At 52.0% G+C, this 22,215-nt stretch carries 20 protein-coding genes; 11 read left to right on the top strand and 9 right to left on the bottom strand.

Annotation, left to right across the window (positions count from 1 at the left end; all coding sequences use genetic code 11):
* Nucleotides 1–220: 220 nt before the first annotated feature.
* From QEN32_RS07630 to yeiP, 3 genes are all read right to left on the bottom strand, one after another.
* Nucleotides 221–940, bottom strand: a complete 720-nt coding sequence (locus QEN32_RS07630; RefSeq protein WP_000178091.1) for a phosphatase PAP2 family protein — start codon at nt 938–940, stop codon at nt 221–223.
* Between the two features lie 29 nt (nt 941–969).
* Nucleotides 970–1,956, bottom strand: coding sequence for a GTP-binding protein (locus tag QEN32_RS07635; protein WP_000169353.1), 987 nt, complete (start codon nt 1,954–1,956; stop codon nt 970–972).
* 211 nt (nt 1,957–2,167) lie between these two features.
* Nucleotides 2,168–2,740: an elongation factor P-like protein YeiP gene (gene yeiP, locus QEN32_RS07640; RefSeq protein WP_001136822.1), complete on the bottom strand. Its 573-nt coding sequence runs from the start codon at nt 2,738–2,740 to the stop codon at nt 2,168–2,170.
* Nucleotides 2,741–3,063: 323 nt separating this feature from the next.
* On the opposite strand from yeiP, the gene QEN32_RS07645 reads away from it, so the two are divergent.
* The 3 genes from QEN32_RS07645 to QEN32_RS07655 all read left to right on the top strand — a co-directional run bounded on the left by QEN32_RS07645 (nt 3,064) and on the right by QEN32_RS07655 (nt 4,495).
* Nucleotides 3,064–3,318, top strand: a complete 255-nt coding sequence (locus tag QEN32_RS07645) for a zinc/iron-chelating domain-containing protein (protein WP_023209193.1) — start codon at nt 3,064–3,066, stop codon at nt 3,316–3,318.
* A 387-nt stretch (nt 3,319–3,705) separates the two neighbouring features.
* Nucleotides 3,706–3,828 (top strand): membrane protein, encoded by a 123-nt coding sequence (locus QEN32_RS07650; protein WP_001519564.1) that lies wholly within the window; start codon nt 3,706–3,708, stop codon nt 3,826–3,828.
* A gap of 1 nt (nt 3,829) precedes the next feature.
* Nucleotides 3,830–4,495, top strand: coding sequence for a GNVR domain-containing protein (locus tag QEN32_RS07655; protein ID WP_265322272.1), 666 nt, complete (start codon nt 3,830–3,832; stop codon nt 4,493–4,495).
* A gap of 64 nt (nt 4,496–4,559) precedes the next feature.
* Here QEN32_RS07655 and setB read toward each other — a convergent pair whose 3' ends face one another.
* Nucleotides 4,560–5,741 (bottom strand): sugar efflux transporter SetB, encoded by a 1,182-nt coding sequence (gene setB, locus QEN32_RS07660; protein ID WP_265322273.1) that lies wholly within the window; start codon nt 5,739–5,741, stop codon nt 4,560–4,562.
* A 368-nt stretch (nt 5,742–6,109) separates the two neighbouring features.
* Here setB and fruB point away from each other — a divergent pair, with 368 nt between their 5' ends.
* Genes fruB through fruA form a run of 3 tightly spaced genes read left to right on the top strand, consistent with a single transcriptional unit; the run spans nt 6,110 to nt 9,883 of the window.
* The gene (gene fruB / locus QEN32_RS07665; RefSeq protein WP_000487287.1) at nt 6,110–7,240 is read left to right on the top strand and encodes a fused PTS fructose transporter subunit IIA/HPr protein; all 1,131 of its coding nucleotides are present in this window, start codon (nt 6,110–6,112) and stop codon (nt 7,238–7,240) included.
* Nucleotides 7,240–8,178, top strand: coding sequence for a 1-phosphofructokinase (gene fruK, locus QEN32_RS07670; protein WP_000091249.1), 939 nt, complete (start codon nt 7,240–7,242; stop codon nt 8,176–8,178). Before fruB ends, fruK begins: the two co-directional genes overlap by 1 nt.
* Nucleotides 8,179–8,194: 16 nt before the next feature.
* On the top strand, nt 8,195–9,883 hold the full coding sequence (fruA, locus tag QEN32_RS07675) for a PTS fructose transporter subunit IIBC (RefSeq protein ID WP_000854408.1): 1,689 nt from the start codon (nt 8,195–8,197) through the stop codon (nt 9,881–9,883).
* A gap of 64 nt (nt 9,884–9,947) precedes the next feature.
* On the opposite strand, the gene nfo is transcribed toward fruA, so the two are convergent.
* Nucleotides 9,948–10,805 carry a deoxyribonuclease IV gene (nfo, locus tag QEN32_RS07680; protein ID WP_000873906.1) on the bottom strand — a complete coding sequence of 286 codons (858 nt, stop codon included), beginning with the start codon at nt 10,803–10,805 and terminating at the stop codon, nt 9,948–9,950.
* 78 nt (nt 10,806–10,883) lie between these two features.
* Nucleotides 10,884–11,933, bottom strand: a complete 1,050-nt coding sequence (locus QEN32_RS07685) for a YeiH family protein (RefSeq protein WP_000137966.1) — start codon at nt 11,931–11,933, stop codon at nt 10,884–10,886.
* Between the two features lie 120 nt (nt 11,934–12,053).
* Here QEN32_RS07685 and yieE point away from each other — a divergent pair, with 120 nt between their 5' ends.
* The 3 genes from yieE to cirA all read left to right on the top strand — a co-directional run bounded on the left by yieE (nt 12,054) and on the right by cirA (nt 16,914).
* Nucleotides 12,054–12,917, top strand: a complete 864-nt coding sequence (yieE, locus tag QEN32_RS07690) for a DNA-binding transcriptional regulator YeiE (protein WP_000548316.1) — start codon at nt 12,054–12,056, stop codon at nt 12,915–12,917.
* Nucleotides 12,918–13,106: 189 nt separating this feature from the next.
* Nucleotides 13,107–14,576, top strand: a complete 1,470-nt coding sequence (gene lysP, locus QEN32_RS07695) for a lysine-specific permease (protein ID WP_000534999.1) — start codon at nt 13,107–13,109, stop codon at nt 14,574–14,576.
* Between the two features lie 346 nt (nt 14,577–14,922).
* Nucleotides 14,923–16,914 (top strand): catecholate siderophore receptor CirA, encoded by a 1,992-nt coding sequence (gene cirA, locus QEN32_RS07700; RefSeq protein ID WP_000488251.1) that lies wholly within the window; start codon nt 14,923–14,925, stop codon nt 16,912–16,914.
* Nucleotides 16,915–16,957: 43 nt separating this feature from the next.
* Here cirA and QEN32_RS07705 read toward each other — a convergent pair whose 3' ends face one another.
* Together QEN32_RS07705 and serB are read right to left on the bottom strand one after the other, a co-directional pair.
* Nucleotides 16,958–18,280, bottom strand: a complete 1,323-nt coding sequence (locus QEN32_RS07705; protein ID WP_000023807.1) for an MFS transporter — start codon at nt 18,278–18,280, stop codon at nt 16,958–16,960.
* 32 nt (nt 18,281–18,312) lie between these two features.
* A complete protein-coding gene (gene serB, locus QEN32_RS07710) occupies nt 18,313–19,200 on the bottom strand; it encodes a phosphoserine phosphatase SerB (protein ID WP_000022914.1) in 888 nt (295 codons plus the stop codon).
* A gap of 216 nt (nt 19,201–19,416) precedes the next feature.
* Between serB and QEN32_RS07715 the strand changes: the two genes are divergently transcribed.
* The gene (locus tag QEN32_RS07715; RefSeq protein WP_001518989.1) at nt 19,417–20,784 is read left to right on the top strand and encodes an L-serine ammonia-lyase; all 1,368 of its coding nucleotides are present in this window, start codon (nt 19,417–19,419) and stop codon (nt 20,782–20,784) included.
* Nucleotides 20,785–20,788: 4 nt separating this feature from the next.
* Nucleotides 20,789–21,178 (top strand): helix-turn-helix transcriptional regulator, encoded by a 390-nt coding sequence (locus tag QEN32_RS07720; RefSeq protein WP_000876817.1) that lies wholly within the window; start codon nt 20,789–20,791, stop codon nt 21,176–21,178.
* Here the strand turns inward: QEN32_RS07720 and fghA are convergent.
* Nucleotides 21,167–22,024 carry an S-formylglutathione hydrolase gene (gene fghA / locus QEN32_RS07725; protein WP_000425488.1) on the bottom strand — a complete coding sequence of 286 codons (858 nt, stop codon included), beginning with the start codon at nt 22,022–22,024 and terminating at the stop codon, nt 21,167–21,169. The genes QEN32_RS07720 and fghA overlap by 12 nt on opposite strands.
* Between the last annotated feature and the right edge of the window lie 191 nt (nt 22,025–22,215).

Consider the following 22,215-nt stretch of genomic DNA (forward strand, 5'->3'; position numbering starts at 1 on the left):
TCATTGCGAGCGATTTCGCGTGATTTTTTATAAGAATTTATGATACGAAAAGTGAGCTATCAGCACGGGTCAAATTAAGCGCAAATCGTTTAAAAATCGTGCAACCTGTTCATTTTGCACAGGAATAATATGACCGAAAAATGATGGGCTGGGGGAATATCATCATAAATTACCTTCAACGATGTAAAACTATCGCTGAAGGTAATGTTAATTACATGGGTTATTTGTTTAAAATTTGTTTATTCCCGCCCGGAAGATAATTCTCAAAAAGCGCTATCGCCCGGTCGCTGAGCGGGGTCATCAGCCACCAGGGGAGGCCAATCAAAATAACCGTGAGTGACCCGACCACAATATCGGTGAACCAGTGAGCGCCAATCATAACGCGCGGAAACGCGAAAACCACAAATATAATAAGGGCGATAATCCCCGCCGTTTTGCCGAAATAACGCAGCATAAAGGCGGAAAATATCAGCAGCATCATACCGTGATCGCCTGGGAAACTGTCTTTTGACGCGTCTTTTGTCGGGATATGCAGCAACTCGCTGACGCGATAAATATGCTCAAAAGAGAGCGTTGGGCTGGCGCGCTTGACGGGGATCAGCGCCTGACCGAGTTGGTTAAGCACCACCGCTGTTAGCAGCATGACCAATCCGATTATCACAATGCGCCGCCGGCCCGACGCGTCTTCTTTTAGCCAGAAACTGAGCATCAGTCCGCCCATCGCCAGCAGCGAACAGCCGTCAAACGCCCGATTATTGGTAATAGCGACCCACCAGAGGAACGCGTGGCTTTCCACCAGTTTCTGGTTAAAGAAGTGGAATATGCCGGAATCAATGGTGAACCAGAAGCCGTGATTGACGGGAAGATACCATGACAAAAACAGCGCCAGACCGGCGGCATTAAGCAGAATTATCAAGGAATAGCGGGTTTTCATCGTCATTTCGCCATAGTTTTTAAACGGTGGCAACCTTACGCGTGCGTCGCTAAACGAAGCTTCAACAAGGCCGTCTGTAACGTATTCCAGTCGGTTTCTGTGTTTGAGATAAGTTCAACCCGGCTATCCGGCGGCGCGACACTCTGTGTTTCGATGTGCAGGTCATCGCCCTGGCGATTGATGCGTACCAGCCCCTCTTGTATGCGCATAACGCCTTTCACCCGGCCCACCGGCGCCAGACGAGCCCATTCGAGTAGGCCAATGGTGTCAAACACGGTATCGGCATCGAAAATCCAGCCGCAGGCCTGATGACCCTGTCCGCTATTGAGGCTGCGTCGCCAGCGCTGCTGGGCGGGCAGATTTAGCGCGGCGAGTCCTTTTTTACTGGTATGAGTGTGAGAATGCGCGGCGCTGGCCGGCAGTTCCGCCAGATTTTGTCGTGGTAAATCAAGAAGCTTACCGTCTATCTGTCCATGTTCGGCATGAATCAGTTGACGATCGCCGCCGTACTGTCGCCACCACTGTTGCAGGGCGGCATCGCTCTGCGCCGTGGCGCGATCGGTCTTATTGGCGATGATAATATCGGCTGAGGCGAGCTGATCGCGGAAATTTTCATTGGCGACGCTCTGTTGGTCCAGTAGCAGGCGAGGGTCAAGGATGCAGAGCGTAGCGCGTAAATCAATCCACGGCTCATAAACCGGCGCAGTTAATAAATCCAGGATCTGTTTTGGGTGCCCCAGTCCGGTTGGTTCAATCAGCAACCGGTCAGGTTTGCCCTGGCGCAGCAGCGTGTTGAGCCCCACCTGCATAGGCAATCCATTGACGCAGCACATGCAGCCGCCGGGGATCTCTTTTAGCAGTGCGCCGCTGTCGGCAAGCAGCGCGCCGTCAATACCCACTTCGCCAAATTCATTGACCAGGACGGCCCACTTTTCAGCCGGATCTTTATGGGCTAATAAATGAAGGATAGAGGTGGTTTTTCCGCTACCGAGAAATCCAGTAATAAGATTGGTTTTGGTCACGTCAGCTCCAGAATATTGATACAACATAACAACTTTAATAATCCTGGCGAATAAACGTGAAAAAGAGAAGCGCTGAGTTGACGAAGTCGTGCTTCTGCCATCTTAAGAGCAGAAAATGTTAAATTTTTAACGTTTCTCTTTCCTGGTGCAGAACAGTCAATAAAGAAAAGGGTCAGACTGCGCCCTGGGGCGCAGCCGAAAAATGCGAAACTTAATCCGCGCGCCCCATATAACGGCGCTCTTCGATATGAATGCGGATTTTCTCACCTGCGCTCAGGTATTCGGGAACCTGAATCACCAGACCGGTGCTTAATGTCGCGGGTTTGTTACGTGCGCTGGCGGACGCTCCTTTAATACCCGGCGCGGTTTCGACGATTTCCAGATCCACGGTCTGCGGAAGCTCTAGCGCCAGCAGTTGGCCGTCCCAGGTCAGAACCTGCATATCCGGCATTCCGCCTTCAGGCATAAACAGCAACTCTTCTTCAATCTGATCTTTGGTGAAGGTATACGGCGTATAGTCTTCTTTATCCATGAACACATATTCGTTGCCATCGACATAAGAAAAGTCAACGCCGCGACGGCTCAGGGTGACGGTATCAACGATATCGTCGCCTTTGAAACGTTCTTCCACTTTCAGACCGGTGCGGACATCGGAAAAACGCATTTTATACAGTGTGGCGGCGCCACGGGCGGTAGGCGACTGAATGTCGATATCTTTCACAATCAGCAATTTGCCGTTGTAGTTCAGTACCATACCTTTTTTGATTTCGTTCGCTCTTGGCATCGAGGAGATCCTGTTGTAGAGATTATCTAAAATATCGCGTAAAACTACTCGCGCCGGGCCGTCCAGGCAAGTGGAATTGTCACTTTTGCTGGTGCAAAAAAGGTGATACTGTTCGCCCGCTTTCCGCTCCGCGTTCAACGAGAATACGCGATGGCATGTCGCCCGGAGGGGGGAAGTGTGCTGTGTTGTCCCTTCTGTTTCCAGCCTTGTCTTCGGAATGTCTGAGGGCAGGACTGATCATGATGACGTCCACATTTTAAATCTGGATTTTTCTTTGGACAAATTTTGTTATCTTTCATTTGGTTATAAATAGAGGGCTGAGCATGGACTGTCGTAGCGGTTGTGGCGCTTGCTGTATTGCGCCTTCAATTTCGTCGCCGATACCCGGAATGCCGAATGGCAAGCCGATGAATACCAGATGCGTGCAGCTTTCGGAAGATAACTTGTGCCTTATCTTTGGCTCGCCTTTACGCCCAAAAGTGTGCTCTGGTTTGCAACCGGCAGGGGACATGTGTTTAACGACCCGGGAAGAGGCCATTATTTATTTGCTGGAACTCGAACAGAAAACCTTACCATGAGCTAAGCCGTTTTTGATAAATGTGCAGGGGCTTACGTTATATCCCGAAATAGTCTGCAAAAGCTGCGCCTCAAATTACCTCCTTTTACCATTAAATAGCGTAATACATGATTCCCTTATTTCGTGGCTTCTGAAGCGGTAGATGTCGCCGCTCAACCCCGTTGGTGCCTGAACGTGTACCGAATAAACCGTCACATAAAACAAAAACGATCAATTTTATTTATATGATAGCTTTTATCTATTAAAAAGAGGAATTTTGATCGATTTTAATTATTTATAACGATCGATATCATGAATTTGATAGTTTATATCTATCATTGATGTATTTACCGATCGATATAACCAGTGTGAATGTGTTGTTATTTTCCTTTAAAATACTCGAATTCTTATGTGTGGGTTTTATCTTATGAAGAAATATACGTTCGCAGCCAGGGCGTTTATTTTTACGCTGGTGTTGCTTTTTGTTATTTCAGTATTCGGGTTGACTATTAGCGTTTTAAAAGGGATGTGAAATGCGGGGAGAAAATAGTGAAATTGATTTAGTCGACGTTTCCTTATTCCTTATAAGAAAATGGCTAAGTATCGTGATCGCTACCTTTATTTTTGTCGCCATTGGCTATGTTTTTGTGAGCGTGCAGCATGATACAAAGGTTTTGAGTATTACGATCAAACCTAATCTGGATACGCCTGCTACCTATGCGTTATGTGGCTATACTAATGATATTCAATGTAAAACAACGGTTATCCTTAACCAGTTTAGCCGTTTCTTGCCTGCGGAATATAAAAATAAAATAAGTTTTGACGCGAAAAATCAGCTTGTCCTTTTTAAGGCGCAGGGGAGGGAAGAAAGCGTCAATAATATTATTTCCACCCTGAAAAATAGTGTCGATAAAATGGCAGCATGGTATATCGATGACGGTGACATTAAACGTTATAGCGTGCATAAAAATATGTTACAAACGGAAACATATGCAAAGCTATCATTGTTGTCGGAGGCGGTTAAAAATAATGCTAACATTGAAGTGATAGATGTTGCTGTTACACAAAAATATAAGATGCGGCTGGTGTTGGTCCTTTGCGGGCTGATGGGCGTAATTTTCTCAATAACCGGTCTTTTATGTAGGAGGGCGCTTACAGAATATCGTATTGAGAAAAAGACAATGAATGACCGTGCATGAACATTGCGCAGAGATAAACTCTGCGCTGAAATGTGTCGAAGAGTAAAAGTATCAGGCTTGCAGGTTAAACATCTTTAATACGCGCCAGGCAGAACATGGTGGCGACAATCATAACTAACGCAAACCAGAAGACCGCATGATAATTCCAGATTTCTGCGGCGATTCCCGCCAACGAACCGGAAATGATCCAGCCGACGCGAATGGTATTGGTATACAGCGTGGTGGCTGAACCCGCCTGGCCTGGCATGAGATCCTGAAAATAGAGCATGCCAATCCCGCCAAGAATGCCGATGTAAATCGCGTTCAGCAACTGCAAGCCGAGCAACGTTGCCGGTGCGTGCGCCAGCAACATACCCGCATAAAAGCACAGTCCGGCGACAACGGCGATGCATATTAACAGGCGTTTTCCCAGCCGTTTGGCGAAGTAACCTGCAATCAGCATTGTGGGAATCTCCAGCCCGGCGGCGGTGCCCATCATCACGCCTGCAAGTTTTTCCGGAAGATGCAGCTCATTGATGATAAACAGCGGCATATTAATGATATACAGGCTGTTAGTTCCCCACATTAACGTACAGATGACAAACAGCAACAGCGTATCGCGGCGATTACGACGCGGTGCTTCCAGCGTGCCGGTCGCCAGCGGCGCGTCTTTGCGCATTGACGGTAAAAAGAACCACACCATGACGCCGCAGACGATAAAAGCTACCGCCGCGCTCAAATACATCACCGTAAAGCTAAAACCCATCGCCAGCGCATAGGCCAGCGGCGGCCCAATGACCCAGGCCAATGAGACCTGGGCGCGGAGGATTGAGCTGAACATCACCGCTTCACGACCTGTACGATCGGCATGTTCACGGGCGAGCGCAAACATCTGCGGGTTGGCGGTAGAGCCGAAGCTACTGAGAAAGACGCCGATAAACAGCAAAATAAAGTAGTTGCGGTTCCAGGCAAACAGCACGCAGGCCAACATGCCCAGCACGCAACAGAAAACGATCAGTTTTTTGCGATCGCCTTTTTTATCTGAGCGACCGGCCAGAAACTGGCTCACGATAATGCCGATAACCGCGCTGCCGGTAAAAAAGAATCCCACCATGCCGGGGCGGGCGTGAACCTCATCCGTCAGAAAAATACTGAGCGTCGGCGTCTGTAACGCACCGGCAATACCGGTGAGAAAAGCCACGATCAAAAAGGCGGTAGACGTCAGGTCAAACGATTTAGGCGCAGCGGCGGCGGGACTGTTGTGCATGTTTCTATATCAGTGGTGTGAAGAGAGGCGGAGTTTACGCTGCCCGTCAGAAAATAAACAGGCGTCTGAATCAAAATCGACACGAAAAATCAAAATAGCATTCCAGTTTGTTACCAGGGCGTGCTGACGCAAGCTGAAAGAAAAAAGCTGAAGCCTTTTATGCGTCAGCTATTGAGGGACTGTTGGAGAAAAAATGTGCTTCACCTCAAAAAATTGCTACAAAACTGGTAACTTTTCTTGCGTGCTGAAGCAGAAAGATCCAGACTTCTTGAAACGTTTCAGCGCGATCTGGTTTTTTTGATAACTCAGATTGGCGCTTTTTTTCTCATAGTGGCTGAATCGTTTCAATTCAGCAGGAGAGGAGACACATGTTCCAGTTATCGGTTCAGGACATTCATCCGGGCGAGCAGGCCGGAAATAAAGAAGAGGCCATTCGGCAAATCGCCGCCGCGTTAGCGCAGGCGGGGAATGTGGCGGGCGGCTATGTTGACGGTATGCTGGCGCGCGAACAGCAAACCTCGACCTTTCTTGGCAATGGTATTGCAATTCCCCATGGCACAACAGACACGCGCGATCAGGTGCTGAAAACCGGCGTCCAGGTCTTTCAATTCCCGCAGGGCGTTACCTGGGGAGAAGGCCAGGTCGCCTACGTGGCGATTGGTATTGCCGCCAGTTCGGACGAACACCTCGGCCTGCTGCGTCAGCTGACGCATGTGCTGAGCGATGACTCCGTGGCTGAACAGCTGAAATCCGCGACAACGGCGGAAGAGCTGCGCGCATTGCTGATGGGCGAGAAGCAAAGTGAACAATTAAAACTTGATAACGAGACGATGACGCTGGATGTCATCGCCAGCTCGCTGGTCACATTGCAGGCGCTAAATGCGGCGCGTCTGAAAGAGGCGGGAGCGGTTGATGCGGCGTTCGTCGCAAAAACGATTAACGATAGTCCGATGAATCTGGGACAAGGCATCTGGCTGAACGACAGCGCGGAAGGCAATTTGCGCAGCGCTGTTGCGGTAAGCCGTGCGACCCAGGCGTTTGACGTAGAGGGTGAAAAAGCAGCCTTATTAGTCACTGTCGCGATGAACGACGAGCAGCCGATTGCCGTGTTAAAACGCCTCGGCGACCTGTTGCTGAACAATAAAGCCGATCGTCTGCTGAGCGCCGACGCCGCGACGCTGCTGGCGTTGCTGACCAGTGATGATGCGCTGACGGATGACGTACTGAGCGCGGAATTTGTAGTGCGTAATGAGCATGGTCTCCATGCCCGTCCGGGCACCATGCTGGTGAATACGATTAAACAATTTAACAGTGAAATTACCGTGACAAACCTTGATGGAACCGGCAAACCGGCAAACGGACGTAGTCTGATGAAAGTGGTGGCATTAGGCGTGAAGAAAGGCCATCGTCTGCGCTTTACCGCGCAGGGTGAAGATGCTGAACAGGCGCTGAAAGCGATTGGCGATGCGATCGCCGCCGGTCTCGGGGAGGGCGCATAATGAGCAGGCGTGTTGCCACCATTACCCTTAATCCGGCTTACGATCTGGTTGGGTTTTGCCCTGAAATCGAACGCGGCGAAGTGAACCTGGTGAAAACCACGGGTCTGCACGCGGCGGGCAAAGGCATTAATGTTGCCAAAGTGCTGAAAGACTTAGGCATCGACGTCACCGTCGGCGGTTTTCTCGGTAAAGATAACCAGGACGGTTTTCAGCAATTATTCAGCGAACTGGGCATCGCTAACCGCTTTCAGGTGGTTCAGGGCCGGACCCGCATCAACGTGAAGCTGACGGAAAAAGATGGCGAAGTGACCGACTTCAACTTTTCCGGCTTTGACGTGACCCCCGCAGACTGGGAACGCTTTGTTAACGACTCCCTGAGCTGGCTGGGCCAGTTCGATATGGTCTGCGTCAGCGGTAGCTTACCGGCTGGCGTGAGTCCGGAAGCGTTCACCGACTGGATGACGCGTCTGCGCAGCCAGTGTCCATGCATTATCTTTGATAGTAGCCGTGAAGCGTTAGTCGCCGGTCTTAAAGCTGCGCCGTGGCTGGTGAAACCGAATCGCCGCGAACTGGAAATTTGGGCGGGTCGTAAGCTCCCGGAAATGAAAGATGTGATTGATGCGGCGCACGCGTTACGCGAACAGGGTATCGCTCATGTGGTGATTTCGCTGGGGGCGGAAGGCGCGCTGTGGGTTAACGCCTCAGGAGAATGGATCGCTAAACCACCGGCAGTTGACGTGGTAAGTACCGTCGGCGCAGGCGATTCCATGGTTGGCGGATTGATTTACGGCCTGCTGATGCGCGAGTCCAGCGAACATACGCTGCGTCTGGCGACGGCGGTTGCCGCGCTGGCGGTCAGCCAGAGCAATGTGGGTATTACCGATCGTCCTCAGTTGGCCGCAATGATGGCGCGTGTCGACTTACAACCGTTTAACTGACAGCAGGAGAGGCATAATGAAAACGCTGCTGATAATTGACGCTAATCTCGGCCAGGCTCGCGCTTACATGGCGAAAACCCTGCTTGGAGCGGCGGCGCATAAAGCAAATCTGGAAATTATCGATAATCCGAATGATGCTGAGCTGGCGATCGTGTTGGGCGAATCTCTGCCGAACGACAATGCTCTGAACGGCAAAAAGGTTTGGCTGGGGGATATTGGTCGCGCCGTTGCGCATCCGGAACTGTTTCTGAGTGAAGCCAAAAGCCATGCGACCCCTTACAGCGCCCCTGCTGCGGCTGCTCCTGCGGCGAGCGGCGGTCCGAAACGCGTGGTCGCGGTAACGGCCTGCCCGACCGGCGTCGCCCATACTTTTATGGCGGCTGAAGCCATTGAAACGGAAGCGAAAAAACGCGGCTGGTGGGTAAAAGTCGAAACGCGCGGCTCCGTGGGGGCCGGCAATGCCATCACCCCGGAAGAGGTGGCGGAAGCGGATTTAGTGATTGTGGCGGCGGATATCGAAGTGGATCTGGCGAAGTTTGCCGGTCTCCCGATGTACCGCACGTCGACCGGCCTGGCGCTGAAAAAGACGGCGCAGGAGCTGGATAAAGCCGTAGCGGAAGCGACGCCGTATCAACCGGCGGGTAAGGCATCGCAAGCGGCGACCGAAGGGAAGAAAGAGAGCGCTGGCGCATACCGGCATCTGTTGACGGGTGTTTCTTACATGCTGCCTATGGTGGTTGCCGGGGGACTGTGTATTGCGCTTTCCTTCGCCTTTGGTATTGAAGCCTTTAAGGTGCCGGACACGCTGGCGGCGGCGCTGATGCAGATTGGCGGCGGTTCGGCGTTTGCGCTGATGGTGCCGGTACTGGCGGGTTATATCGCTTTCTCCATCGCGGATCGCCCAGGCCTTACGCCAGGTCTGATTGGCGGTATGCTGGCGGTTAGCACCGGTTCCGGTTTTATCGGCGGGATCATTGCCGGCTTCCTTGCCGGGTATATGGCGAAGCTTATCAGTACCAAACTGAAACTTCCGCAAAGTATGGAAGCGCTGAAGCCAATCCTGATCATCCCGTTAATTTCCAGTCTGGTGGTGGGGCTGGCGATGATTTACCTGATCGGTAAACCGGTTGCCGGGATTCTGGAAGGGCTCACCCACTGGTTGCAAACCATGGGGACGGCAAACGCGGTGCTGTTGGGCGCGATTCTCGGCGGGATGATGTGTACCGACATGGGCGGCCCGGTGAACAAAGCGGCGTATGCGTTTGGAGTTGGTCTGCTGAGTACGCAAACTTACGCGCCGATGGCGGCGATCATGGCCGCAGGTATGGTACCGCCGTTAGCGCTGGGTCTGGCGACGATGGTGGCGCGTCGTAAGTTCGACAAAGCGCAGCAGGAAGGCGGTAAAGCGGCGTTGGTGCTGGGGCTGTGCTTTATCACTGAAGGCGCTATTCCGTTTGCGGCGCGCGACCCGATGCGTGTACTGCCGTGCTGTATCGTTGGCGGCGCGTTGACCGGGGCCATTTCTATGGCGGTAGGCGCAAAATTGATGGCGCCGCATGGCGGTCTGTTTGTTCTGCTTATCCCAGGCGCAATTACGCCGGTATTGGGATACCTGCTGGCAATTGTGGCCGGTACGCTGGTGGCAGGGCTGGCTTATGCCGTCCTGAAACGTCCGGAGACGGAAGTCGCGGCAAAAGCGGCGTAAGAGAAACACGCTAAAAAAGGCAGAGCGCGCTCTGCCTTTTTTATTGCCTGAAGAACATTGAGCGTCAGGCCACCGCTTCGGCAATTTGCTGGGCTTTTAACCACGCAATCTCTTCCGCCCAGATATCAGGATTGATGGTCTCCAGTATCAGCGGAATACCGTCAAAACGCGCATCCTGCATAATCCAACGAAACGCATCGTGGCCGATATTGCCTTCACCCAGACTGTGATGGCGGTCAACGCGGCTACCGAAGGCGCTTTTGGCGTCGTTCAGGTGCATTCCGCGCAAATACTGAAATCCGACAATTTTCCCGAATTCGGCGAACGTTTTTTCGCACGCCTCTGGCGTACGCAGATCGTATCCGGCGGCAAAGGCATGGCAGGTATCGATACAGACGCCAACGCGCGACTTATCTTCCACGCCGTCGATGATGGCGGCTAACTGTTCAAACTCAAACCCCAGATTACTGCCCTGACCGGCTGTATTTTCGATAACCGCCGTAACGCCCTCGGTCTGCGCGAGGGCAATATTGATGGATTCCGCGATCCGCGCCAGGCAATCCTCCTGTGCAATCTGCATCAGATGGCTACCGGGATGAAAATTAAGCAAGGTTAAGCCGAGTTGTTCACAGCGCTGCATTTCATCGAGAAAGGCATCGCGTGATTTTTCCAGCGCTTCACTGACCGGATGGCCCAGATTAATCAGGTAACTATCGTGGGGAAGAATTTGCGCCGCCGAGAAATGATACTTTTCACAGGCGATTTTAAAGTCATCAATGACCTGGGGAGTAAGGGGGGCGGCACGCCACTGACGCTGGTTTTTTGTGAAAAGCGCAAAGGCCGTTGCGCCAATTTCAGCCGCGCGGGCAGGGGCGTTAGCCAGACCGCCAGCAGCGCTGACGTGCGCTCCGATGTATTTCATAAAAGACTCCTGTTAAACCCGCTAACGGTTCATTACGAACGCTATGATAACGGGTTAACAGGCGTGAAACGTAATAATTTATGCGATAAGGCTATGGATTAGGACGTTAATGGCGCCACCGCCAATAATCAGCCAGGCGAATAATGCCAGCGCCATCAGCAGCGGTTTCGCCCCCGCTTTTTTCAATGCGCTAACGTGAGTGGTCAGACCCAACGCCGCCATCGCCATCGCCAGCAGTACCGTGTCCAGCGTCACCAGCATATCCACCACGGCTTTCGGCAGCAGGTGGAAAGAGTTGAAGATCGCCACTACGATGAAGAAAATAGCAAACCACGGAATGGTAATTTTGCTTTTTTCCGCGCCGGTCGCCGGTGAAAGCTGTTTAACGCGTGCCGCCAGAATGATCAGGAACGGCGCCAGCATCATGACACGCAGCATCTTAGCGATAACTGCCGCATTTTCCGCATCCGGGCTAACGGCATGACCCGCTGCGACCACTTGCGCGACTTCATGCATGGTTGAGCCGATATAGATGCCGTAAGTTTCCGGGCTGAACCAGTGCGCCAGCAGCGGATACATTGCCGGGTAAAGGAAAATAGCGATGGTGCCGAAAATAACGACAGTCGCGACGGCTACAGTAACCTTACTGGCTTCCGCTTTTACCACTGGTTCTGTCGCCAGTACCGCCGCCGCGCCGCAGATACTGCTACCGGCGCCAATCAGCCAGCTGGTGTGCCTGTCCAGACCAAAGACTTTTTGGCCTAAGAAGCAGGCCAGCATGAACGTGCTGGAAAGCGTTAATACGTCAATCACAATGCCGCTAATGCCCACGTCGGCGATTTGTGAAAAGGTAAGGCGGAAGCCGTAAAGGATAATCCCTAAACGCAGCAGATGTTGTTTTGCAAACAGCACGCCGCCGTCGCATTGTTTCCATATTTGTGGATAGACGGTATTCCCGATAACCATACCCAGCAGGATAGCCAGGGTCAGAGCGCTGAACCCCGCGCCTGCAACGGCAGGGATAGCGCCGCCCCACAGGGCGACTCCTGTAATGACGGCGCTCAGAGCGAGCCCCGGTATAAAATGCCACATTGTACGACGATGATTCTGCAAGGTGAGTTCTGTCATAACCTTCTCCTGTATATGGACAATAAGGTTACGGTGATCTGGTTTAAAAATAAAATTGATTATATATTTATAATTAATCTTTATAAGTGGTAAGTGAAACGCTATCGGTGGGATACGACTATGCATATTACGCTACGACAACTTGAAGTGTTTGCTGAAGTACTGAAAAGCGGTTCAACAACCCAGGCGTCGGTCATGCTGTCATTATCGCAGTCCGCCGTTAGCGCCGCGCTCACCGATCTGGAAGGTCAGCTCGGCGTACAGTTGTTTGATCGGGTGGGGAAACGGCTGGTGGTCAACGAACATGGGCGCTTGTTATACCCGCGCGCGCTGGCATTGCTGGAGCAAGCGGTAGAAATTGAGCAGCTATTTCGTGAAGATAACGGCGCGATACGGGTTTATGCCAGTAGCACCATCGGCAATTACATTTTACCCGCCATGATTGCCCGCTATCGCCAGCATTATCCGGCCTTGCCGCTGGAACTCAGCGTGGGAAACAGCCAGGACGTGATTAACGCGGTGCTGGATTTTCGGGTTGATATCGGCCTGATTGAAGGACCATGTCACAGTACAGAGATTATTTCTGAGCCGTGGCTGGAAGATGAGCTGGTGGTCTTTGCCGCGCCGTCCTCGCCGCTGACGCAGGGGCCGGTGACGCTGGAACAGCTTGCGGCATCCCCATGGATTTTACGCGAGCGCGGTTCCGGTACGCGGGAAATTGTCGATTATTTGCTGTTGTCGCATTTGCCGCGCTTTCATATGGCGATGGAGTTGGGGAATTCAGAAGCGATCAAACATGCGGTGCGTCATGGACTGGGGATAAGCTGTTTATCGCGCCGGGTGATTGCTGAACAACTCCAGGCGGGAACCCTGGGCGAAGTCGCGGTGCCGTTACCGCGCCTGGTGCGCACGTTGTGGCGTGTTCATCATCGGCAGAAACATCTTTCTAACGCGTTGCAGCGTTTTTTGAGTTACTGTGAATAAAGGTGAAGAGGAGGGCTGCCCGGGCGGCATCGCCATTTTTAGTATCCGCTTACGTATACGTTATTCTCTGCTTTACTTATAATCCGTGGCCGGTCATGAAGGTCTCTTATAACCGCGCATTTGTGTCGGAAGGATAGTATTTCGTCTGTTACAATCGCGCCTCATTTTTTGGATGGATAGCATTTTCACATGGGTTCCAAAACTAAAACCACAGAAGCGCCCGCGCTACGTCGCGAATTAAAGGCGCGTCACCTGACGATGATTGCCATTGGCGGCTCCATCGGGACAGGTCTTTTCGTTGCATCTGGTGCGACAATTTCTCAGGCGGGGCCAGGCGGCGCGCTGTTTTCTTATATTCTGATTGGTTTGATGGTCTACTTCCTGATGACCAGTCTTGGCGAGCTGGCGGCCTATATGCCGGTATCTGGCTCGTTTGCGACATATGGTCAGAACTATGTGGAAGAAGGCTTTGGTTTCGCGCTGGGCTGGAACTACTGGTACAACTGGGCGGTGACTATCGCTGTTGACCTGGTTGCCGCGCAATTGGTGATGGGCTGGTGGTTCCCGGACACGCCGGGCTGGATCTGGAGCGCGCTATTCCTCTGCGTCATTTTCTTGCTGAACTACATTTCTGTACGCGGTTTTGGCGAGGCGGAGTACTGGTTCTCGTTAATTAAAGTCGCGACCGTTATTATCTTCATCATCGTTGGCGTAGCGATGATTATCGGTATCTTTAAAGGTGTCGAGCCGGTCGGCTGGAGCAACTGGACGACGGGCGATGCGCCTTTTGCTGGCGGTTTTGCGGCAATGATTGGCGTCGCGATGATCGTGGGCTTCTCTTTCCAGGGAACTGAGCTGATTGGTATTGCCGCCGGGGAATCTGAAAACCCGGAGAAGAATATTCCGCGCGCGGTGCGTCAGGTGTTCTGGCGTATTCTGCTGTTTTATGTTTTCGCGATTTTGATTATCAGCCTGATCATTCCTTATACCGATCCAAACCTGCTGCGTAACGACGTCAAAGACATTAGCGTCAGTCCGTTTACCTTAGTGTTCCAGCATGCGGGCTTGTTGTCTGCGGCGGCGATAATGAATGCGGTTATCCTGACGGCGGTACTGTCTGCGGGTAACTCTGGGATGTATGCCTCGACCCGTATGCTCTACACCCTGGCCTGTGACGGTAAGGCCCCGCGTATTTTTGCGAAATTGTCCCGCGGCGGCGTACCGCGCAATGCGCTTTATGCCACCACCGTGATTGCCGGTCTTTGCTTTTTGACCTCAATGTTCGGCAACCAGACGGTCTATCTGTGGCTGTTGAACACCTCCGGTATGACGGGCTTCATCGCCTGGCTGGGGATTGCCATTAGCCATTATCGCTTCCGTCGCGGTTACGTGATACAAGGGTATGATGTGAATGATTTGCCGTACCGTTCCGGGTTCTTCCCGCTGGGGCCGATTTTCGCCTTTGTACTGTGCCTGATTATTACGTTGGGGCAGAACTATGAAGCGTTCCTGAAAGATACCATCGACTGGGGCGGCGTCGCGGCGACCTATATCGGTATTCCGCTGTTCCTGCTTATCTGGTTCGGCTACAAGCTGATAAAAGGTACGCATTTCGTGCGCTATAGCGAAATGCACTTCCCGGAACGCGTTAAAAAGTAACGTAGTATTCTCGTCATAGGCCGGATAAGGCTTTATGCCGCCATCCGGCACGGACTGCCTGAACCTGACCCTTCTAACCCTCCCATTCGAGAGGGTTTTTTGTTTTTTCTTTATGATTGGTTCAAATGATATAATTATTAACAATTAAATTGATAATTATTATCGTTTGCTTTATCGTTACGCTCGAAATCAGAAAGGATGAAGATTCGGGCGCGACCGTCACTCATGAGCCCGACTCGCCTGCATAAAAAGAGTTCGCCGTGATAACCGTTATCGCAGGCGAAACGTAATGCGTTGTGAGCGATAACCGATTTTTTTTGTCGTATTTACCTCATGGAGAAATGGAATGTTTAGGTTTAACCCTTTCGTTCGGGTAGGGCTTTGTATGTCCGCAGTTACGTTGGCCTGGCCGGTTGCCGCGGCAACGGATGATGGTGAAACCATGGTCGTTACCGCGTCCGCCATCGAACAAAATCTGAAAGATGCGCCAGCAAGTATCAGCGTCATTACCCAGCAAGATTTACAGCGCAGGCCCGTGCAAAACCTGAAAGATGTCCTGAAAGAGGTGCCGGGCGTACAGCTCACTAACGAAGGGGATAACCGTAAAGGCGTGAGTATTCGTGGTCTGGACAGCAGTTATACGCTGATCCTGATCGACGGTAAGCGCGTTAACTCCCGTAACGCGGTCTTCCGCCATAATGATTTTGATCTGAACTGGATACCGGTTGACGCTATCGAACGTATTGAAGTGGTGCGTGGCCCCATGTCCTCGCTGTATGGCTCCGATGCGCTGGGCGGCGTGGTCAACATTATCACCAAAAAAATTGGTCAGAAATGGCACGGCAGCGTCACGGTTGACTCCACTATTCAGGAACATCGCGACCGTGGCGATACTTATAACGGTCAGTTCTTTACCAGCGGTCCGCTGATCGACGGCGTGCTGGGAATGAAAGCCTACGGTAGCCTGGCGAAACGCGAAAAAGACGAGCAGCAGAGTTCCGCCACCACCGCTACGGGTGAAACGCCGCGCATTGAAGGATTTACCAGCCGGGATGGAAACGTCGAGTTTGCCTGGACACCAAACGAAAATCATGACGTTACCGCAGGCTACGGTTTTGATCGCCAGGACCGGGACTCCGACTCGCTGGATAAAAACCGACTGGAACGGCAAAACTACGCGTTGAGCCATAACGGACGTTGGGATCTCGGCAATAGCGAGCTCAAGTTCTACGGCGAAAAAGTGGAAAACAAAAACCCCGGCAACAGTAGCCCTATCACGTCAGAAAGCAATTCGATTGACGGGAAATACGTTCTGCCGTTAGCGTCTGTCAACCAGTTCCTCACCTTCGGCGGCGAATGGCGTCACGATAAACTGAGCGATGCGGTGAACCTGACCGGCGGTTCCAGTACTAAAACCTCCGCCAGCCAGTATGCTCTGTTCCTTGAAGATGAGTGGCGCATCTTCGAACCGCTGGCGCTGACCACCGGTATTCGTATGGATGACCATGAAACCTATGGCGATCACTGGAGCCCGCGTGCTTATCTGGTCTATAACGCAACGGATACCCTGACGGTGAAAGGTGGGTGGGCCACGGCCTTTAAAGCGCCGTCGCTATTGCAATTAAGTCCGGACTGGGCGACCAACTCCTGCCGTGGCGGATGCCGCATTATCGGTAGCCCGGATCTGAAACCTGAAACCAGTGAAAGCTGGGAGCTCGGCCTTTATTACCGGGGCGAAGAAGGCATACTGGAGGGCGTGGAAGCGAGCGTTACCACGTTCCGTAACGATGTGGACAATCGCATCAGCATTAGCCGTACCCCTGACGTTAACGCCGCGCCCGGCTATTCCAACTTTGTCGGTTTCGAAACCAACAGTCGGGGACAGCGCGTTCCGGTCTTCCGTTATTACAACGTGAATAAAGCGCGTATTCAGGGCGTGGAAACCGAGTTGAAAGTTCCGTTTAACGAGGCGTGGAAACTGTCGTTGAATTACACCTATAACGACGGGCGCGACGTCAGTAATGGCGGGAACAAGCCGCTTTCCGATCTGCCGTTCCACACCGCGAACGGTACGCTGGACTGGAAACCGGCGCAGCTCGAAGACTGGTCATTCTACGTATCAGGGAATTATACCGGGCGTAAGCGGGCCGACAGCGCAACAGCGAAAACGCCGGGCGGGTACGTGGTCTGGGATACCGGCGCGGCATGGCAGGCGACGAAAAACGTTAAACTGCGTGCGGGCGTTCTGAACGTGGGCGATAAAGATCTCAAACGCGACGACTACGGTTATACCGAAGACGGACGTCGTTACTTTATGGCGGTGGATTACCGTTTCTGACAGAGACTGGCGACAGCCGCGTTTTGCAGCTGTCGCCAGAATGTTATAACCGATGCAGCCTGGAGAGCAGCGCCAGCGACAGAGTCGTTAGCAGAATGGCGATCACCGCATAGATATAAACGCCCGACCACGCCCAGCTATTTTTCACCATAATTACCGGCACACCGGCCATTGCCGCGCCGACATAGCTGAACAATCCCCGAAAGCCGGTAATCGATCCCGCCGCATCCTTATGGGTCACATCCAGACAGCCGACGGCAAAAAGCATATGCGGTCCGTATAAGGCGAAGCCCATGATGGTGAACAGAATCGCGGTGAGGGTGTAAGAGGTATCCTGAACCAGCGGCACCAGCACGATGCATATGCACAGCGCTAACGCGAAGATTAATCCGGTCATCCAGCGGTTACTTTTGAACATAAAGTCAGACAAGTAGCCTGCCAGCAACCCACCTGCCAGTCCGCCCGCCTCAAACCAGGAAATAATCGAGTTCGCTTTTATCAGGCTCCAGCCGTGAACCTGTGAATAGTAAATCTGCGGCCAGTCGTTAAGGATGGTGCGCGCAATATAAACCGACATATCACCGATAATAATGATCCATACCAGTGGATTGGTCAGGATATATTTCACAAAAATCTGCCAGAAGCTCAGGTTGACCGGGCTGGCCTTGACCTGGGCCAGTTCCGTCGGGTCGTTACGCCACTGCCCCACGTTGGGCAAACCTAACGTACCGGGACGATCTTTAATGGTAAATAGCGCCACTATCCCCATCAGCAGCGAAATGGCGCCGGGAACATAAAACCCCATTTTCCAGCTACCGCTAAAGGCGATAGCAAAACTGGTCAGCAGCGGCGCGAGGCTGCCGCCGATATTGTGCGCCGCTTCAACGATAGCCCACCAACGTCCCCGTTCGTTTTTCGAAAACCACGAAGCCATAATTTTCGCCATCGGCGGAAAGCTGGTGCCCTGTAATATCGCGTTGAGGCTGTACAGTACGTAGAATGCCGCCACGCTATCGGAAAAGCCGAACAGAATATTTACAATCCCCACGCCAATCAGCACCGGGCCGGTCATGGCTTTCGGGTTAATTTTATCGACCAGCATCCCGCCGACAAACTTCATCGCGCCATAAAGAATGTAAAAAATAGAAGACATAATGGCGAAGTCTTCTGCGGTCAGCGACGTTTCCGTCAGCATGGCCGGCATCGCGGCGGAGAAGTTTTTACGGGTAAGATAAAAGACGGCATAAGAGATAAAGACCGAGGCGATAATCTCAAAACGAAATTTTTTATAGGTCTGGTCTATCTCTTTTTTCTCTTTTACAATCGGCTTATCGGGCTGGCTGAAAATAAATGTTTTTATACTCATTTTAAAATTCCCTTCCGGCGAGGTGAGTCGCGTTATAATTCATCTTCAATAAGGAAAAGAAGCAATTCGAAACCGTGATAATTAATCTGATGGTGGATTTTTTCCCGTACAACCGGCTTCGCTTTCCAGGCAATACCGGTGCCAGCATGTTCTAACATCGGCAGATCGTTGGCGCCATCACCGCAGGCAATAATATTCTCCGTGGCAATATTTAACCGGGCAGCCAGGTCAACCAGCGTCTGTTTTTTGTTTGCGGCGTTCATAATCGGCAAGGTAATGTTATCCGTCAGAACGTTATCGCGTATTTCAACCGTATTCGAAAAGGCATAATCCAGTTGATACCGTTCTTTTAGACGCTGCGTGAATATATCCAGTCCCCCGGAGATAATCGCGGTTTTAAATCCTTTGGCCTTGATGACTGGCAGAATAGTTAACAGGCCTGGCGAAAGGGTCATGCGATCGCATACGGCGTTCAGCACTGCTTTCGGTGTGCCTTTCAACATTCCGATACGTCGGGTAAAACTGGCGTTAAAATCAAGCTTGCCCTCCATCGCCTGTTGGGTAATGGCGGTGATTTGCGTCGACATGCCAAGCTCGCGGGCAATTTCATCCACGCCTTCTTCCGCAATAAATGTCGAGTCCATATCAAACGCGATAATACCGTTAGCAGGCAGTGGCTGCGGCTTAATAAAAAAATCAAACTGCCATTGCAATGAGAGTTCGCGTAAATAGCGATAAAATTCAGGCGTCAGACATTCCGCTGGCAGCGTAAGCTTTAAATAAGCGGTATTGATAAGCGCGGCATAACGTTTATCAAATAATAGCGGAAATGGCATGGTGACGGCATTAAATAACGTTTCCTGTAATTTTTTCTGAAACGTATCGATATCCTGTGTAGTAATAAAATAAATAATGCTCATATGATAACTCCCTTAATTTACGGGTATTATAATGACTCTTTTGCGGCGTGGAATCTCGTGCTATCACAGATATCACAGCCAGAAAAGGGCTAAAAAAGCGTTGTTTTTGATACCAGGTAAAGTTCAGACACAAAAGGTATCACTTTTGATATGCCAACTGTGCGAGGATGTTATTTATTACTGAACGCGAATGACACTGAAAGGATTGATATAACGATGGAGAGTTGCCTTGATATATTCAAAATAGTAATAGGTCCATCCAGCTCACGTACCGTAGGGCCGATGCGCGCCGCCTGTCACTTTATTTCATTGCTCAGAGAACAAGAGACGTTGCCGCTAATTCGGGAAATTGAAATCGAACTGTATGGCGCGTTATCGTTAAGCCGCAAGTGCCACAATGTGGATACCGCCCTTTATCTTGGGCTGCTGGGTTGCCAGCCGGAGAATGTCGATCTCCGTTCGCATATGGCGGTGATTAAGCGTGCGGAAAATGAAAACAAAATCGAACTCCCGCTCTCCGACGCGGGCGGAATCACGATAAAAGTCAAGATTATCGCCAATCACCAGGCGCATCCAGGCCATCCTTATGCCATGACGTTTCGCGCCAGAGATGATTATTTCACGGTGTATGAAGAGACCTGGTTTTCGACCGGCGCCGGACAGGTTCGCAAACATGGCGAGCCGCTGACGCCATCGCTTCCTTTGCGTACAGTGTCGCCCTTTGAATTTAGTCATGCCGCGCAGTTGCTGGCGCTGTGCCGGCGTAATGGCCTGTCCGTGGCGGCGCTGATGATGAAAAATGAGCTGTGCCGCCACTCGCCACAGACGTTGCAGAATTATCTGGCGCAAATATGGGACGTGATGCAGCAGGCGGTTTATCGCGGCCTGCATACTGAGGGGGTATTACCCGGCCCCTATCAGGTACCGCGGCGCGCCTGTGCGTTACATAAGACGTTACAGGCGAACCGTTCCGCCAGCGATTTTTTAACCGCGCTGAACTGGGTCAATGCCTTCGCGATTGCGGTAAGCGAAGAAAATGCCAGCGGCGGACAGATTGTTACCGCGCCAACCAATGGTGCGTGCGGCATCATTCCGGCAGCGCTCTGCTGGTATGATAAATTTGTCACGCCGCTGGAGCCCGGTGCTCTGACCCGTTTCTTCCTGACTGCCGCCGCTATCGCGATATTGTTTAAACAAAACGCCTCTATTCTGGGATCTGAAGTTGGCTGTCAGGGGGAAGTCGGCGTGGCGTGCTCAATGGCGGCGGCGGGCCTGGCTGAACTGATGGGCGCATCCGTGGAGCAAACGCTGAGCGCCGCTGAAATTGCCATGGAACATCATCTGGGATTGACCTGCGATCCGCTGGGCGGGCAGGTACAAATTCCCTGCATAGAGAGAAACGCCATCTCTGCCGTGAAAGCGATAAACGCGGCGACGATGGCGATGAGTCGCGTAAGCGAACCCTGTATTTCGCTCGATGAGATCATTGCTGCGATGTACGAGACCGGTAAAGACATGAGCGCTAAATACCGTGAAACGTATCATGGTTCGCTGGGGAAAATTCAGCCGCGCAAGAGAGGGTAACAGCGTGAAATACAATACGATGAATAACGACGAGATTATCCTGTCGTTGTGCGCCCGCTTAAAGGAGACGCGTCTGTCTCTTTCGATGACCCAGCAGCAGCTTGCCGATCGCGCGCACGTTGGCATCGCTACCATCAAGCGTATCGAGAAGGGGGGAGGGCTCAATCTTGATACGTTAATTTCTCTCCTGCGGGCGCTGGATAAGTTGCATAATCTCGATGCGGTGCTGTTTGAATCCGAGCTGCGTAATTTTCACGAAAGTTATGAAGGCGGAGAGGGGAGCGGCCGCCTTCAGGTACGCCAGCAGGCCGCGGATTTAAATAATAAATCTTCCGCGCCGCAGTCGGAGGAGGTGAACTACAGCGCGGCGCTGGAAAATTCATTATGTTGGTGACGTCTCACGCTCGTCCCGTAAATACCGGGCATGAAAGCGCAGATGGTCCTCGATGAAGGACGCAATAAAATAATAGCTATGATCGTAGCCAGGCTGGATTCGTAGCGTCATCGGCCAGGCGGTTTGCCGCGCGGCTTCCGCCAGTACGGCGGGCTGAAGCTGATCGGCGAGGAATTGATCGCTGTCGCCCTGATCGATGAGCACAGGAATGGCGTCCTGCGGCTGGCTGGCCAGCATTAATTCGCAGCTATCCCACTCAGTCCAGGCTGATTCATCTTCGCCGAGATAAGCGGTAAGCGCTTTGATTCCCCACGGCACGCGGCTGGGGTTGACGATAGGCGCAAAAGCAGAGACGCTGGTGTATTTGCCTGGATTTTTCAGCGCCATGATTAATGCGCCGTGGCCGCCCATCGAGTGCCCGCTGATGGCGCAACGGTCGCTGACGTTAAACTGTGTCTGGATAAGCGCCGGAAGCTCATCGCGCAGGTAATCGTACATGCGATAATGGCTGGCCCAGGGCGGCTGTGTGGCATTGAGATAAAACCCGGCGCCGTGGCCTAAATCGTATCCGCTATCGTCGGCGACCTGTTCACCGCGTGGACTGGTATCCGGCATCACCAATACAATGCCCAGTTCTGCTGCGATACGCTGCGCGCCTGCTTTGGTGGTAAAATTCTCATCATTGCAGGTCAACCCGGACAACCAGTACAGTACCGGAGGCGGTTCATTATCCTGAGTCGGCGGAAGAAAAATGCTGAATGTCATGGCGCAGTTTAGCGTGGCGGCATGATGACGCCAGCGCTGCTGCCAGCCGCCAAAACATCGGTGCTCTTCGAGCATTTCCATGCGGGGGCTCCTTTTATGGTGAACCTGATAAGGTATGCAGATTCTTCATAATACAGATTATTCACCGCGTTGTGAGTAACTTTCACTTCCGTAATACATAAACATGCTTCATCATTTAAATAACGTTGCGTTAACAAATATGCCCTTTGTCCTGCCATCATTCTCGCACCGGAAAAGATGTCATGAAAGGC

Source organism: Salmonella sp. SA14318 (genome assembly GCF_029866905.1).
Classification (GTDB): domain Bacteria; phylum Pseudomonadota; class Gammaproteobacteria; order Enterobacterales; family Enterobacteriaceae; genus Salmonella; species Salmonella enterica.

What these genes read in the sequence shown, in the direction of transcription:
- QEN32_RS07630 (WP_000178091.1), bottom strand. Translation starts at nt 940, where the DNA reads ATGACGATGAAAACCCGCTATTCCTTGATAATTCTGCTTAATGCCGCC.
- yeiP (WP_001136822.1), bottom strand. Translation starts at nt 2,740, where the DNA reads ATGCCAAGAGCGAACGAAATCAAAAAAGGTATGGTACTGAACTACAAC.
- QEN32_RS07645 (WP_023209193.1), top strand. Translation starts at nt 3,064, where the DNA reads ATGGACTGTCGTAGCGGTTGTGGCGCTTGCTGTATTGCGCCTTCAATT.
- QEN32_RS07650 (WP_001519564.1), top strand. Translation starts at nt 3,706, where the DNA reads ATGTGTGGGTTTTATCTTATGAAGAAATATACGTTCGCAGCCAGGGCG.
- QEN32_RS07655 (WP_265322272.1), top strand. Translation starts at nt 3,830, where the DNA reads ATGCGGGGAGAAAATAGTGAAATTGATTTAGTCGACGTTTCCTTATTC.
- setB (WP_265322273.1), bottom strand. Translation starts at nt 5,741, where the DNA reads ATGCACAACAGTCCCGCCGCCGCTGCGCCTAAATCGTTTGACCTGACG.
- fruB (WP_000487287.1), top strand. Translation starts at nt 6,110, where the DNA reads ATGTTCCAGTTATCGGTTCAGGACATTCATCCGGGCGAGCAGGCCGGA.
- fruK (WP_000091249.1), top strand. Translation starts at nt 7,240, where the DNA reads ATGAGCAGGCGTGTTGCCACCATTACCCTTAATCCGGCTTACGATCTG.
- fruA (WP_000854408.1), top strand. Translation starts at nt 8,195, where the DNA reads ATGAAAACGCTGCTGATAATTGACGCTAATCTCGGCCAGGCTCGCGCT.
- nfo (WP_000873906.1), bottom strand. Translation starts at nt 10,805, where the DNA reads ATGAAATACATCGGAGCGCACGTCAGCGCTGCTGGCGGTCTGGCTAAC.
- QEN32_RS07685 (WP_000137966.1), bottom strand. Translation starts at nt 11,933, where the DNA reads ATGACAGAACTCACCTTGCAGAATCATCGTCGTACAATGTGGCATTTT.
- yieE (WP_000548316.1), top strand. Translation starts at nt 12,054, where the DNA reads ATGCATATTACGCTACGACAACTTGAAGTGTTTGCTGAAGTACTGAAA.
- lysP (WP_000534999.1), top strand. Translation starts at nt 13,107, where the DNA reads ATGGGTTCCAAAACTAAAACCACAGAAGCGCCCGCGCTACGTCGCGAA.
- cirA (WP_000488251.1), top strand. Translation starts at nt 14,923, where the DNA reads ATGTTTAGGTTTAACCCTTTCGTTCGGGTAGGGCTTTGTATGTCCGCA.
- QEN32_RS07705 (WP_000023807.1), bottom strand. Translation starts at nt 18,280, where the DNA reads ATGAGTATAAAAACATTTATTTTCAGCCAGCCCGATAAGCCGATTGTA.
- serB (WP_000022914.1), bottom strand. Translation starts at nt 19,200, where the DNA reads ATGAGCATTATTTATTTTATTACTACACAGGATATCGATACGTTTCAG.
- QEN32_RS07715 (WP_001518989.1), top strand. Translation starts at nt 19,417, where the DNA reads ATGGAGAGTTGCCTTGATATATTCAAAATAGTAATAGGTCCATCCAGC.
- fghA (WP_000425488.1), bottom strand. Translation starts at nt 22,024, where the DNA reads ATGGAAATGCTCGAAGAGCACCGATGTTTTGGCGGCTGGCAGCAGCGC.